At 38.5% G+C, this 12,554-nt stretch carries 16 protein-coding genes; 2 read left to right on the forward strand and 14 right to left on the reverse strand.

What is annotated here, in order from left to right; genetic code table 11:
* Positions 1-32: 32 nt before the first annotated feature.
* Positions 33-662 (forward strand): transcriptional repressor LexA, encoded by a 630-nt coding sequence (gene lexA / locus FC85_RS01450; RefSeq protein ID WP_057863793.1) that lies wholly within the window; start codon positions 33-35, stop codon positions 660-662.
* Between the two features lie 123 nt (positions 663-785).
* Here the strand turns inward: lexA and FC85_RS01455 are convergent, their stop codons facing one another.
* Both FC85_RS01455 and FC85_RS01460 read right to left on the reverse strand, forming a co-directional pair.
* Positions 786-1,958, reverse strand: a complete 1,173-nt coding sequence (locus FC85_RS01455) for a hydroxymethylglutaryl-CoA synthase (protein WP_057863794.1) — start codon at positions 1,956-1,958, stop codon at positions 786-788.
* Between the two features lie 91 nt (positions 1,959-2,049).
* Positions 2,050-2,301: a hypothetical protein gene (locus FC85_RS01460; protein ID WP_057863795.1), complete on the reverse strand. Its 252-nt coding sequence runs from the start codon at positions 2,299-2,301 to the stop codon at positions 2,050-2,052.
* Positions 2,302-2,418: 117 nt separating this feature from the next.
* On the opposite strand from FC85_RS01460, the gene FC85_RS01465 reads away from it, so the two are divergent.
* Positions 2,419-2,607, forward strand: coding sequence for a PspC domain-containing protein (locus tag FC85_RS01465; protein WP_057863796.1), 189 nt, complete (start codon positions 2,419-2,421; stop codon positions 2,605-2,607).
* Here the strand turns inward: FC85_RS01465 and FC85_RS01470 are convergent.
* From FC85_RS01470 to comGC, 12 genes are all read right to left on the reverse strand, one after another.
* The gene (locus FC85_RS01470; protein WP_225427538.1) at positions 2,572-3,222 is read right to left on the reverse strand and encodes a TIGR01906 family membrane protein; all 651 of its coding nucleotides are present in this window, start codon (positions 3,220-3,222) and stop codon (positions 2,572-2,574) included. The two genes, FC85_RS01465 and FC85_RS01470, sit on opposite strands and share 36 nt — an antisense overlap.
* A 1-nt stretch (position 3,223) precedes the next feature.
* The gene (locus FC85_RS01475; RefSeq protein ID WP_057863991.1) at positions 3,224-3,997 is read right to left on the reverse strand and encodes a TIGR01457 family HAD-type hydrolase; all 774 of its coding nucleotides are present in this window, start codon (positions 3,995-3,997) and stop codon (positions 3,224-3,226) included.
* Between the two features lie 17 nt (positions 3,998-4,014).
* Positions 4,015-4,596 (reverse strand): YutD family protein, encoded by a 582-nt coding sequence (locus tag FC85_RS01480; protein ID WP_057863798.1) that lies wholly within the window; start codon positions 4,594-4,596, stop codon positions 4,015-4,017.
* 13 nt (positions 4,597-4,609) lie between these two features.
* Positions 4,610-6,001: a bifunctional metallophosphatase/5'-nucleotidase gene (locus FC85_RS01485; RefSeq protein WP_057863799.1), complete on the reverse strand. Its 1,392-nt coding sequence runs from the start codon at positions 5,999-6,001 to the stop codon at positions 4,610-4,612.
* A gap of 12 nt (positions 6,002-6,013) precedes the next feature.
* On the reverse strand, positions 6,014-6,625 hold the full coding sequence (locus FC85_RS01490) for a metallophosphoesterase (RefSeq protein ID WP_057863800.1): 612 nt from the start codon (positions 6,623-6,625) through the stop codon (positions 6,014-6,016).
* Positions 6,626-6,851: 226 nt separating this feature from the next.
* Positions 6,852-8,222: an amino acid permease gene (locus FC85_RS01495; RefSeq protein WP_057863801.1), complete on the reverse strand. Its 1,371-nt coding sequence runs from the start codon at positions 8,220-8,222 to the stop codon at positions 6,852-6,854.
* 280 nt (positions 8,223-8,502) lie between these two features.
* A complete protein-coding gene (locus tag FC85_RS01500) occupies positions 8,503-9,705 on the reverse strand; it encodes an acetate/propionate family kinase (protein ID WP_057863802.1) in 1,203 nt (400 codons plus the stop codon).
* 25 nt (positions 9,706-9,730) lie between these two features.
* Entirely contained in the window at positions 9,731-10,741 is a 1,011-nt protein-coding gene (locus tag FC85_RS01505; protein WP_057863803.1) for a class I SAM-dependent methyltransferase, read from the reverse strand.
* Positions 10,742-11,215: 474 nt separating this feature from the next.
* Positions 11,216-11,677, reverse strand: a complete 462-nt coding sequence (locus FC85_RS01515) for a competence type IV pilus minor pilin ComGF (RefSeq protein ID WP_057863805.1) — start codon at positions 11,675-11,677, stop codon at positions 11,216-11,218.
* Positions 11,652-11,840 carry a type II secretion system protein gene (locus tag FC85_RS15805; protein WP_057863806.1) on the reverse strand — a complete coding sequence of 63 codons (189 nt, stop codon included), beginning with the start codon at positions 11,838-11,840 and terminating at the stop codon, positions 11,652-11,654. The genes FC85_RS01515 and FC85_RS15805 overlap by 26 nt, the downstream gene beginning before the upstream one ends.
* Positions 11,818-12,255, reverse strand: a complete 438-nt coding sequence (locus FC85_RS01525; protein WP_057863807.1) for a hypothetical protein — start codon at positions 12,253-12,255, stop codon at positions 11,818-11,820. Before FC85_RS01525 ends, FC85_RS15805 begins: the two co-directional genes overlap by 23 nt.
* Complete coding sequence (gene comGC / locus FC85_RS01530) at positions 12,239-12,553, reverse strand: competence type IV pilus major pilin ComGC (protein WP_057863808.1); 315 nt, start codon at positions 12,551-12,553, stop codon at positions 12,239-12,241. The genes FC85_RS01525 and comGC overlap by 17 nt, the downstream gene beginning before the upstream one ends.
* Position 12,554 lies beyond the last annotated feature (1 nt).

Here is a 12,554-nt window from a genome sequence, read left to right on the forward strand (position 1 = left end):
CAATTAATAAATGAACTTATGAGGTGTCAACAATGACAAAAAGTCCCCAAAGTAAACAATTTGAAGTTTTACATTATATCTGGGAAAAAGTGAATGAACATGGTTACCCACCGACCGTCCGAGAAATTGGCGAAGCTGTTCATCTTTCTTCAACGTCTACGGTTCACGGCCATATTTCCCGACTAGAAAAAAAAGGATATATCGTTAAAGATCCTTCTAAACCGCGTGCGCTGGAAGTGACTTCCGCGGGTATGGATATTTTAGGCATCACACCCAAACAAAAGCAGATTCCAGTACTTGGAATCGTTGCGGCTGGTGAACCGATTCTTGCTGTCGAAGAAGCGACAGATTATTTTCCGTTACCCCCAAGTCTTTCACACACTGACCAGCCATTATTCATGCTACAAATTCGTGGTGAAAGTATGATTAAGGCCGGTATTTTAAATGGTGATTACGTCGTCGTTCGAAAGCAGTCTTATGCTGATAATGGCGACATTGTTATTGCCATGACCGATGAAAACGAAGCGACCTGCAAACGATTTTATAAAGAGAGTGACCATTTTAGGTTGCAACCAGAGAACGATACGATGGCGCCAATTATATTAACAAAGGTTAGCATCTTAGGTAAAGTAGTTAGCTTATATAGAGATGAAATTTCATAGAACACTTTTTTCCAATAAGCCAAGACGATTTTTCAAGTAAATGTTTAGTCGTCCTGGCTTTTTTTAGTCTGATTGGGACAGCTGAGCAATCGCTCCAGTCTGTTATCTGACATTATATTTCCATTAAATGCGATTTTTAGTATCTTTATATAATCGGCGGTTGGCTTTTCTACCTGCTAAAACAAATCGATTATGATCCTTGGTGATATCAAACTCATAGTCACGACCGTTCATTGGCAATCCCTGCTGGTACATTTTCTCGTACTCACTAATTGTTAATTTTATCCGATTGTTCAGCAAGTGATTCACTGGTTCTGCTAACTTTTGTGATTGTAAGTCAGCAATAATTTTGCCGCTGTAAAATTCTCCTTGGGCACCAGATCCATAGCTAAATAACCCAATCCGGTCACCCGGTTTAAGATCATCGGAATTTGCTAATAACGAAAGTAAGCTAAGATAGAGTGATCCTGTATACAAGTTCCCAACTAAGGCATTATATTGTCGAGAAAATTCAAATTGTTCCAATAGTCCAACCGCACTTGGATGGTCATGCACTACCGAACGTAACGCTTTTAATCCCATCTTTGTAAACGGTAAATGAAACGCGATAGCTTTAAAATCATCCAAATGACGATTAGTTTGTGCCTGATATTGATTCCAAGTCCGATTAAAAAAGTCAATATAAACATCCGTTGAATAGTGACCATCAACTAAAGCTTCGCGCCGATAAGCAGGCCGCCAAAAATCCATGATATCATCTGAATAAAAAGCACTCTGCCCGTCCAATGCTAGGATATCTGGTTGCGCCGTTATTAACATTGCAACTGCCCCACCGCCCTGTGTCACTTCACCCGGTGTATTTAACCCATATCGGGCAATATCAGCAGCCAACACAAGAACCTTGCTTTTGGGATGCTGTGTAACATGATCAAATGCCATCTGAATGCCGGCCGTGGCGCCGTAACAGGCCTGCTTAATTTCAAACGAACGGGCACTTTTACCGATTCCCAAAAGTGATTGGACATAAATTGCAGCTGACTTTGATTGATCAATACCACTTTCGGTCCCAAAAATCACCATATCAATCGCCTGTTTGTCTGCTTCATCCAAAATCTCATCGGCTGCGTTTGCCGCCAAGGTTACCACATCTTGAGTTGGTGGGATTACAGATTGTTTTTGCTGACCAATTCCAATCAAATACTTGTTGGGATCTTCGCCACGAGCATTCGCCAAATCAGTCATGTCAATATAATAAGGTGACGTAAAAAAAGCAATTTTGTCAATTCCAACGATCATAAAAATCTCCTTTACGAAAGAATGAGACCGAGATATCACGAGTTAACACTCAATATCTTGGTCTCATTATGTATCACTTATTCAAATGGCATTATTCCTGAACAAAATGAACTTTATATTGATCATTACCGTTCATCGAGTTGATCACGAGACCTTCATGCAAATCACCAGCATATACAAACCCTTCATGCTTGTGCCCCGTTGAAATAAATGTCCACTGAATTACTTGATTACCACCAATCACAGAGCCAAAAATTCGAACTCCAGTTAAAGTACCAGAAGTATTATCAGATAACATAACTTCTTGGTTCCCTAAATTTCCATTCACATTTATAGTTAACATTGAATTAAATTCTCCTAGCGATTTCGTTTATCTAACATAATAATATAGCATAATTGATATCTGATTGCGAATCAGGTATGGTTAATTTGAACAAATCTAAAAAAGTGAGGGATCGTTATGAAAATTAATATTCACCGTTCTAGAAGTAATCGTGTCATCGGCGGCGTCTTAGGCGGTTTGAGTAAACATTATCATTGGAATCCGTTGTTAGTCAGAGTTTTGTTTGCACTTTTAACATTGACCCCACCTTTTCCCGGAATCATTGTTTACTTAATCTTGTGGATTGTTATGCAAGATCCCGAGTGATCTTTTGCCAAGCCAGTATATTAACCCCAACAGGCCAAAGAAAAAGAAAAAAAATAGCATGAAACATTCAAGAAAAAAAGTGTCGGGTAACATGTTAATGACAGGATCAAAATTAGGGTCAAAAATCCAGTCTTGGTTTCGAAACAATAATTCATGAAAGTAAATAAATACTTGATTAAAATTAACAATCATCAATGAAATAATTACTAACGAGGCGACAACCATTAATTTAATGGGTGTTATTAATAGCCACGTTAGTGATTTTTTATTTAGACTAACTAATGCATATCCACATATGGGGAGTAAAATAATGCCCACTGAATTATTGATCATGACCAAGTGTCGCACATCTTTAAAATGTTGTAAGCCATTTGGCGAACTTGTAAAGTAAAGGAATTTTAAAGCTGTTTTCCAAGGATTCTGTAAATAATTAATAATTTGAACATAATCAGTATGCATTTGACTTGCCGTCAACCCAGTTGCGGTTCTCAAATGTAAAAATGAAATGTTAATATCAAACAACCAAATACTGTTAATTGTTAAAAAAACAGCAGTTGCTAAACATCCAAGAAAAAATAGAATTGCTAATCCAGTTTGCTTCAATGTTAGTTTCACATTATGGCCGCCATTCATCTAAACTATCAATCTGGTAGGTTGGCATAATTTCTTTTTTGGCGACCTGTTGTTTAGTTGATAGCCCAGAATATACAAGGCAGGTATCAATGCCGGCATTGATGCCTGCCATAATATCAGTATTGTAATTATCGCCAACCATTACGACGTCATTTTTCGCCAATCCAATCTTCTGAAGCGCACTATTAAGAATTTGGGCTTTGGGTTTACCAATCATAATAGGTTCTGTTTGTGTGGCATATTCAACAAACTTAACAACTGAGCCAGCTCCTGGCATCATGCCACGCTCCTTGGGGATGTTTGTATCAGGATTGGTCCCAATAAACCGGGAACCATTTCTAATGGCCAAAACAGCCTCTGACAGCTTCTCATACGTAAGATCTGAATCTAGTCCCACCACAACGTAATCTGGCCGATCAGCTTCCAGACGATAATGATGAGCCAAAATAACTTGCTTTAAACCGAGTTCACCAACAATATAAACACTTGGTGAGTCGGTTTTTTTGTCAGCATTCATAAAATCAACGGTTGCCATCCCCGAAGTATACACATTTTCAGAGTGAACATGAATATCATGATTTTCAGCCAAGTTTTTGACAACATCTTTTGGTAATTGCGTGGAATTGTTAGTCACGAATAAAAACGGGATTTGTTTGGCCTGCAAACGTTCGATAAATCGCTTGGCCGCTGGAATTCGTTTTTTACCAGCATAAACCGTGCCATCCAAGTCGATGAAATACCCCTTATAATTTTTCATTGCAATCATCCCTTCAATCAATTTTTACTTTCACGAATAATGAAGTGGTGATTATTCGATTTTTCTTCAGTCTTCACAACTAAATTTTTACGCTTTTCAATAGGCGGTTTGCGTGGTGTCACTTTTTGTTCAATAAATGCGTGATTTCGACGAGCTTTATGATTTCTGCCGCGTCCACGACTAGACCGTCGATGACTTTTAGGATTCTGATAATTTCTTGATTTCCTGATAATTGGCCGAGCTTCCAAATTGTGAATAACAAAGTAAGCCGCACCGAAATTAACACGTTCCAGCAGATAATCATTCAAGGCGGATATAAATGGGCCGTTGGTTTCATCTTCCCGATCATCCTTATAAAATCCGCGCAAACGTAGCTGACCATATCCCCAATCACCAACAATGTAATCAAATTGACTAAGCGCTGGATTATAACGTTTGACGAATGCTTCAAAGTTAAAACCATTGGCATGATCATCATCAAGCTGATATTGATGATCATTAATTGTGAACGTTGTTTCTGTTAATTGACTAATTCGCGCAAGTGGTCGCCTTTTTTCATCATGATCGGCAACTAACTGGTCTAATTGTTTTCGATCCACGAGCAATCTCCTTTCATTTAGTTAACGGGTAATGCCTTGACATATAATCACCAAAAACGTCCCGTAAATTTTGATCATATAAAATATCATTTTTACCGATAATACTTAAAGTCGGAAAGAACGGAATAAACAAATAATGATCCGGCATCGCAATTTGATACGTTTTAATTGGTGAGACTAATTCCTCATGAAAATACAACTGGCCGGCTTCCCGATCATACCTTAATCCGGCATAATGAAGCTCGCCAAAATATTTTCCTCGAAATCCCATTCCCTTTTGTTCAAATTTAATGAGGAAGTTTCGGTTGTGTTCCATTTCTTGGATTAATCGCCATAAGTTATAACCGTCTAAAGTAACCCGCATAACGTGCATGGCATGGGGCAACATCTGATGCAGCTGATTTCTGTCCACAACGCCTGCCGGTAAATCTTTAAGAAATAAACCTGAGCTAAGAATGGCTGCCTCGGTTCCTGCCTTGTCCATGATGGCATGCAGCCCCTCATTTACTAACCGCGAATGGCCAATCAGACTAGTTGTCATTGGTGTTTTAATTCGAGCAAGTTTATTCCTTGCCAACAGTTTTTCACCATGGTCTTCATATCCTTCGATCTCTGATTGATCAGAAGGATCCTCAGGCAAGCTAACTGTTTTAACAACCCGAGCTTTATCAGCATATATTTTGTGAGAATCATCTAATTCTATCGTGATCACACCGATATAGTGACCCCATTTTTCGGCAGCAGCGAGTAGTGACGTGTTAATGCGTTCGCCCATTGCCAACAAATGATGAGTGTGAGCACCAATAATGATATCTAACTGGGGAAATTTTCTTGCTAAGATGCGATCTTTAGGGTGACCCAGATGTGATAATAACACCACAACATCATATTTACCCTTATTCGCTGCCAAAATTTTAGGAAGTACTTTCTCTGGATCAAGTGGCTGCCACCCTAAAATCGGATAAGTTAATGTATAAGGAGCAGTAAGCCCGATTAACAAGACTCGGGTTCCCTTTGGGGTTGTGATAATTTTGCTTGGCTTTGCCCATGCGGGAATTTTCTTGGTTTTAATATCCAGCAAGTTCCCCAAGATAACATCGAAGTTGGCATCTTGGTATAATTCATTTAATTGTTCATGCGTATTGGTAAGCCCTTCGTTATTTCCAATAGTAGCGGCATCATAGTGAATCTGATTGAGCAAATCAACGTTTGCCTTACCATTGGTGACTTCAGTTAGTGGATGCACCCGATCAACAGCATCCCCTAAATCAACTGTGATCACCGAAGAATCTTTTTGCTGGTTTAATTCACGACGTCGTTGTTCAATAAAGCGTCTGATTCGTGGCCAGTTTTCAAAATGTGAATGTAAATCGTTTGTGTGTAATATCGTAATTTTTTCATTCATTCTATCCACCCGTTATCGTTGTCGTTTTGCAAAATCAATTTGTTTACCGGTCACCATTTCTTCAACTTCTGATTCAGAGAATGGTGTTCCAAATGGCGGCTTATGTTTAAGATAATCCGATTCGGGTGTATCAACCCCAACGTTAATATTCTCTTTAACCGGAACCGCATAATGGTGAATATGCCCGTGCAAATTAACGATTTGCTTAACGATTCCCAACATCATCGGATAATGGGTCATGTAATACTGTCTGTGATTCATCTTAATTAAGACACCGACATCATGAAATTCGAATTTCATATGATTTCCAACAGGATGATTATGCTTCTCAAGGTATTTAAATAAATCTCGTGAATCATGGTTCCCCTTAATTAAAACTAGTCGGCCATGTAAACTATCAAGAACTTCAAAAATTTTCTGAAGGGCAATTTTTTCTGGCCGCGTATGCAAAATAGCAATGTCACCTAAATGATAAACAACATCATCAGGTGCCACTCGCTTGTTCCAATTATCAATAATTGTCTGGTTCATGTCTTCAACAGTTAAAAATGGTCGGGGAGCAAATTCGCTAATTCCCAACAATCTTTCATGAAAAAAATGGGTGTCCGCCGTGAAATATTGCATTGTTCAACTCTTCTTTCACATTGTCATTATACGTTTAATCATACCACTCAGTTAGTTTGCTATATTGCCAGTTATGGCAACTTAAGATTTTAATCCATCATATCCTTATGACAAAAAATATGGCGTGTCATAAGAAAAGGGACCGAACAAAATTACTTTTGCTTGAGCCCCTCTTGCCTTAACCGTTACACCTTATTCAACGTATCTATGATACCACATGACATTATTATTTTGTTTCCATCCGGTCTGAAAACCCCTTTGCCACAAATAAAATTGTTAACCAGATAATCGATCCAATCAATGCAATTAAGGTATCGGTTTTTAGAACCAACACACAACCGACGAAAATTAAAAACGCCAAGACAAAATAATCCGAAAACGGAAAAAGTGGCATTTTAAATTTGAAACTCTTTGTCTTACTCAAATCAACCGTCTGTCGATATTTAATGTGAGCTAAAATGATCATTCCCCAAACAAATAAGAAGCAGGTTGTGGTAACGCTGGAAATAAAACTAAACACATTCCCTGGCATCAGAATACTCACCACAACAATCAATGCAATCACACATGTTGAAAATAGAATTGCGTTAAACGGAATCTGCCGCCGCGATAATTTTCCAACGGTTCGATGAAATTTTGATTTGCCACTGTACGTTAACGAAAACATCATTCGGCCTGTGGTAAAAATTGAACTGTTACAGGCTGAAATTGAAGCAGTCAATACAACAAAATTGATAATTGTGGCGGCCGATCGAATGCCGATTCCGGAAAAGACTTGGACGAACGGACTTGAGGTCGGTGAAACATGCTGCCAAGGAAAAATACTCATTAAAGCCAGCAGAGACCCGACGTAAAAAAGCAGCACTCTAGTTGGGACCTCGTTAATACTCTTAGGAATTGTGACCTCTGGATCCTGTGTTTCAGAAGCAGTCATGCCAATCATTTCGATTCCGGCAAATCCGAAGAGAACCATCTGAAACGATAGGATAAACCCTGAAACTCCATTGGCAAATAGTCCTCCGCTGACGATGTTAGACACCTCAGCATGGCCATACGGGGTTTTATAATGGACTGACACTAATATGATACCAATCACAATTAATGCAACAATTGCGGCAATTTTGATAATTGACAACCAAAATTCAGTTTCACCAAATGCTGACACCGCAATGATATTTACAAGAAACAAGACAGATAGTACAACCAATCCTGTCAACCAAACCGGTATCTTTGGAAACCAAAATTGGATATATAATCCTGTTGCCGTTAAATCAGCCATTGCAATCGAAATCCAGCATGTCCAATAAGTCCAGCCAATCACAAACCCGGCTCGTTCCCCTAAATACTTCTTAATAAAGTAGACAAAGGAATTGCCACTCAAATCTGATAGCAAAAGTTCTCCTAAGGCCCGCATGAGTAAGAAGCACGCAAAGCCAGCCAGCAGATATGCCAAGATAATAGAAGGCCCAGCAAGGTGAATCGATTGCCCCGCACCTAAAAACAGACCAGTTCCGATCGTTCCACCAAGTGCAATTAATTGGACGTGACGGTTCTTTAAACCACGAGATAAGTGATGGTCATCATTTTGATTCTCCAAAAAGGTTTCCTCCCTTTAATAGTTATTGTTAAAATTTAATAATAATTCGGCATGATGTCAACTCATAAATCATCAGTTTAATAAAAAAAGGGGCGGAGACAAAACACCGTTTTGTCGCCAGCCTCTTCTACGCGATAATTTTGAGTCAAAACGTGAAACCCAAGTAGTTGTATACCCGGTAATCACCATAAACCAAGAACACATTGACTAAATATCATCTTAGATGACCGCGTCTTTTTTCATATTAACTCAGTAAATGGATCATTCGAGTATCTTAATGTTACTTTTGTTCAGTTTTGCGTAATCGTTCAATATCACGGACAATCATTAACTCCTCATCAGTTGGAATTAAGAGTGTCTTTGTGGTCGAGCCATCAGCAGAAAGGTCACGTTCAACACCACGAATATCGTTTTTCTTTGGATCAACTTTAATGCCAAAATAGCCAAGTTTGTCAGAAACTTCTTGACGAATCATGATATCATTTTCGCCAATTCCGGCAGTATATACTAATGCATCAATGCCGCCCATTTCAGCAACGTAACTTCCAATATAACGGATAATCCGATTCTTGAAGATCTCACGGGCTAACATTGCCCGATGATTTTCATGCATGACACCTTCAATTTCTCGCATATCTGCTGAAACACCAGAAACGCCGACTAATCCAGATTTATGATTAAGAATATCAATCATTTCGTTCATATCCTTAACATCCGACTTATCGATAATATACTGAAGTGCAGACGGGTCAACATCCCCTGAACGAGTTGCCATAGTAATTCCGGCAACCGGTGAGAAGCCCATTGATGTGTCAAAGGATTTGCCATCTTTGATCGCATCAATAGAAGCGCCTGCGCCAAGATGAAGAATGACCAACTTAAGGTCTTTAAGTGGTTTGCCAAGCATTGCAGCAGCTCGTTGCGAGACATAACGGAAGCTGGTACCGTGAGCACCATATTTACGAACGCCAAGATCAGAATAATAATTATATGGCAAACTGTAAGTATAGTTCACTTCAGGCAATGTCGTATGGAATGAGGTATCAAAAACGGCAACACTAATTACGTTTGGCAAAATCTTTTTGAACGCTTTGATTCCCAAAACATTTGCTGGTTGATGAAGTGGGGCAAAATCTGTTAACGACTCAATCTTCTTAAGAACATCATCGGTAATGACCACTGAATCATGGAAGTCTTCACCACCAGCAACGATTCGGTGCCCAACCCCGGTGATTTCGTTATAATCCTTAATAATTCCCAAACTCAACAACTTATCCAAAACAAGCTGAATCGCCTGCTCATGATTATCAATGTCGATTGTGTCCTTGTACTTTTTACCATCATCATACTTAATCTCAACTAATGATGATCCCAAACCAATTCGGTCAATGGCACCACTCGACAATACCTTTTCTTCAGGCATTTGAAATAATTTGTACTTTAAAGTTGAACTACCAGCGTTAATTGCAATCGATTTTCCCATAATTAGTATTACTCCTCTAAATTTTTTATAAAAGATCCCGTTGCTGCCAATCATCAATTTCAGTCAGGAACTTCTTAAACGCAGTTTGATCTTTGAAAGAAGGAAACTCACCAAGCATAACCGGATTGGATTGTTTTGCCTTTTCTCCAGTATTTTGTAAAATTAAAATTGCCTTCTGAGCCGCCTTGTTTTCAAATAATTCACCGGGGAGATTCAGCAGACCTTGTAGATAAATTCGACCTTGCATCCACTTTAATAGTTGCTTAGCTTCCTCTGTTTGAAAAAGCTGGCTTGGAACCAGGAAGAAACCAAATCCACCTTTTTTTACATGGTTCATACTATATTCGATTAATAGGTGGTGAACATAGGAATGTCCTGTTTCAGAATGAGTGTTGAACCCCTTCGCATTCGCATCAATTGGATAATAGCCAATTGGCAGATCACTGATGACAGCATCAACGACCGGAGCCAATACATTTTGAATGGCATCTTCATGAAACAGCTCAGCATGGATATGTTGGATTTCAAATGAAGAAGCAGCAAGTTCAAACATGGCATCATCGTTTTCAATTCCCGAAACGGTAGGCTTAACTCCCAAACTTCGGTCGAGTTGATTATAGATAGCTGTTAGTAGATTACCTGTTCCCATCGCAGGATCCAATAGACTGATTTGTTTTTTATCATTAAAGATCCCAGCTACAATATAGCCAATCACATTTGCAATTGTATCTGGCGTAATCTGATAATTTGCTTGGATTTTATCGAGTCGAATTGCCTTTAAAATGGCCATCTGAATTGACTTTCTAAGTGTCTCAGCATCATAATCGTCGCGATTGAATTTTGCATAAATATTAGTAACCCTTTGGGCATCTGAAGCAGTTAACCCAAGATGCCGGCCATCCCCATCCTGAACAGCATCTAAGGTCTCAATCAGTGAATCCAAATAGGATTGATCCTTTGCTTTTTGAATGATTTCACTAGACTCATTCAAGATGTTAAAGAAACGTTCAATTTGTTCTTCAGTCAGAACACTCAACTCCCTTTCACAATACTTGAATACTATTAAATACTACCAGAAAAGGCTTTAATAATTCAAGTAGCTTTAGATAATTTTGAAGTTAACGTAAAAAAGACCAGGACAGATATTAGTTTGTCCTAGTCATTAAAGTTTTAGTAGCACCCAAAATTGCCATATTTAGCAAAGCCGTAATACAGAGGTCTTTTATTAAGTATGGTCTTTGCATAATTCTCTATGATTCAGTTACTAAAATGAACTCATTTTTTTAGCTGCCTAACCAATGTCGTGTTTTGTGCAGTAGTGTCAACCCCTTTCAGTTTTATACTTCTTTTTGTTTTAACCGTATTTTTTAGTTTTTCCTGATTAATAAGTCGAATTTCTTGAATCGTCGACATTTGTTCCTGGAAAGAACGACATTGAAATATAATACAACTAACGATTATAGTTGCAAAAATAACCGCAACCACAGTGAGTGATCCTTGTCGACGCTGATTACTTCTTAAACTCAAGACGAGAATATGCCACGTATTTCTCGCCATTATTAAAAATGACACGCGTTTGTAAACACCCCTCTTTTTTCTCAAAATGAACATAATGGACATCTGTCAGTGATCTCAGATGTCCCTTTCGATCCCCGGTTAGCCGAAGCATATTACTATACTTTTGAAAATGATAGTACTTATGGGTCTTGGGACTATATAGCACTACTTCCCAATCCGGTTTTACCTCGCAAACTTCAAATTGATAATGATCCGACTCCAATAATTGAACACATGAATAAAAATTGAGGGTTTGATTTTGTTGATCATGATTGTTTGCCCAAATAGTTGTCGTGATTAACCAGATGCCCAGCACACAAATCATCATACTCATCATTCCCTCAACCAAGAGATACCCATACTTGAAATGCCCTGAACTGTTTGAAAAACTATTTTTTAATAATGAGTTCTTCATAGTTATGCCTTTCATTGATCATCACTTGCTGGGCCTCTTTGAGTTGTTGATTCATCTGATGGACAGTTTGAAAATATAAAACGCTGAATATCGAAATAATCGTTAAACCAATCAACGAATCAATCATTGTAAATCCCGATTTAAAATTTTTGCTCAAGTTCATAGCCACTCCATCCCATTTGAATTTTTTGAACGTATTTTACCCTGCCGTCTTTTGTCAACCAATTGATGGTATTGGGACTGACAAAGCCATCAGCATTAATGCGAAGTGTAATGACCTTTCCGGGATGCAATTCTTTTGGAATTTCTACTAAAAATTGTTTTTCCTTCTGATTTCCGGGCACAAAAACAATTTGATGGGATTGGATTTGCACAAAGTAGGCTCGTTTATGAAGTTGGGCATCATTATCTGCCTCGGCCCAAGAATTATGAACTGAGCGCCAAAAAGATGTCTCTTGCGTGCTGCTGACGTTTATAACTCTGATTAACGTTAGATTTATTAACAGCGTCCCTGCAATAACGCCAAGATAAACGATTAATTCAACAACCGTAAATCCACTTTTATTTGGATACTTCATTATGATCAATCCTTAAGCCTTCATCTTTTGCCTGCTTAATTTGCTTTTTCGTTAAATAACCATCCTTAGCTAATTCTGGGTAGCCGATGCTGCCAGCGCTTGGATGCTGACTGGTATATGCATCAACTTGCGCCTGAACAACCGAACCCATCGCAGATGTATGAATTGTCTGTGCATGCTTTCGTTGACTGGAAAGGTTTGGAATAACAATCATAATTAATAGTGAAATAATGAATAAGACAATGGTCATTTCTATTAAAGTAAATGCTTGTTTAGTTTTCTTAATTTGTTTGTTAATT

It is taken from the genome of Lentilactobacillus diolivorans DSM 14421 (assembly GCF_001434255.1).
GTDB lineage: Bacteria > Bacillota > Bacilli > Lactobacillales > Lactobacillaceae > Lentilactobacillus > Lentilactobacillus diolivorans.

Bases quoted from the DNA above. Each gene is read 5' to 3' on its own strand.
- FC85_RS15805 (WP_057863806.1), bottom strand. From the start codon at position 11,840: ATGAACTTGAGCAAAAATTTTAAATCGGGATTTACAATGATTGATTCG.
- FC85_RS01465 (WP_057863796.1), top strand. From the start codon at position 2,419: ATGAAAATTAATATTCACCGTTCTAGAAGTAATCGTGTCATCGGCGGC.
- lexA (WP_057863793.1), top strand. From the start codon at position 33: ATGACAAAAAGTCCCCAAAGTAAACAATTTGAAGTTTTACATTATATC.
- FC85_RS01515 (WP_057863805.1), bottom strand. From the start codon at position 11,677: ATGAAGAACTCATTATTAAAAAATAGTTTTTCAAACAGTTCAGGGCAT.
- FC85_RS01460 (WP_057863795.1), bottom strand. From the start codon at position 2,301: ATGTTAACTATAAATGTGAATGGAAATTTAGGGAACCAAGAAGTTATG.
- FC85_RS01490 (WP_057863800.1), bottom strand. From the start codon at position 6,625: ATGCAATATTTCACGGCGGACACCCATTTTTTTCATGAAAGATTGTTG.
- FC85_RS01500 (WP_057863802.1), bottom strand. From the start codon at position 9,705: ATGGGAAAATCGATTGCAATTAACGCTGGTAGTTCAACTTTAAAGTAC.
- FC85_RS01485 (WP_057863799.1), bottom strand. From the start codon at position 6,001: ATGAATGAAAAAATTACGATATTACACACAAACGATTTACATTCACAT.
- FC85_RS01525 (WP_057863807.1), bottom strand. From the start codon at position 12,255: ATGAAGTATCCAAATAAAAGTGGATTTACGGTTGTTGAATTAATCGTT.
- FC85_RS01455 (WP_057863794.1), bottom strand. From the start codon at position 1,958: ATGATCGTTGGAATTGACAAAATTGCTTTTTTTACGTCACCTTATTAT.
- FC85_RS01475 (WP_057863991.1), bottom strand. From the start codon at position 3,997: ATGAAAAATTATAAGGGGTATTTCATCGACTTGGATGGCACGGTTTAT.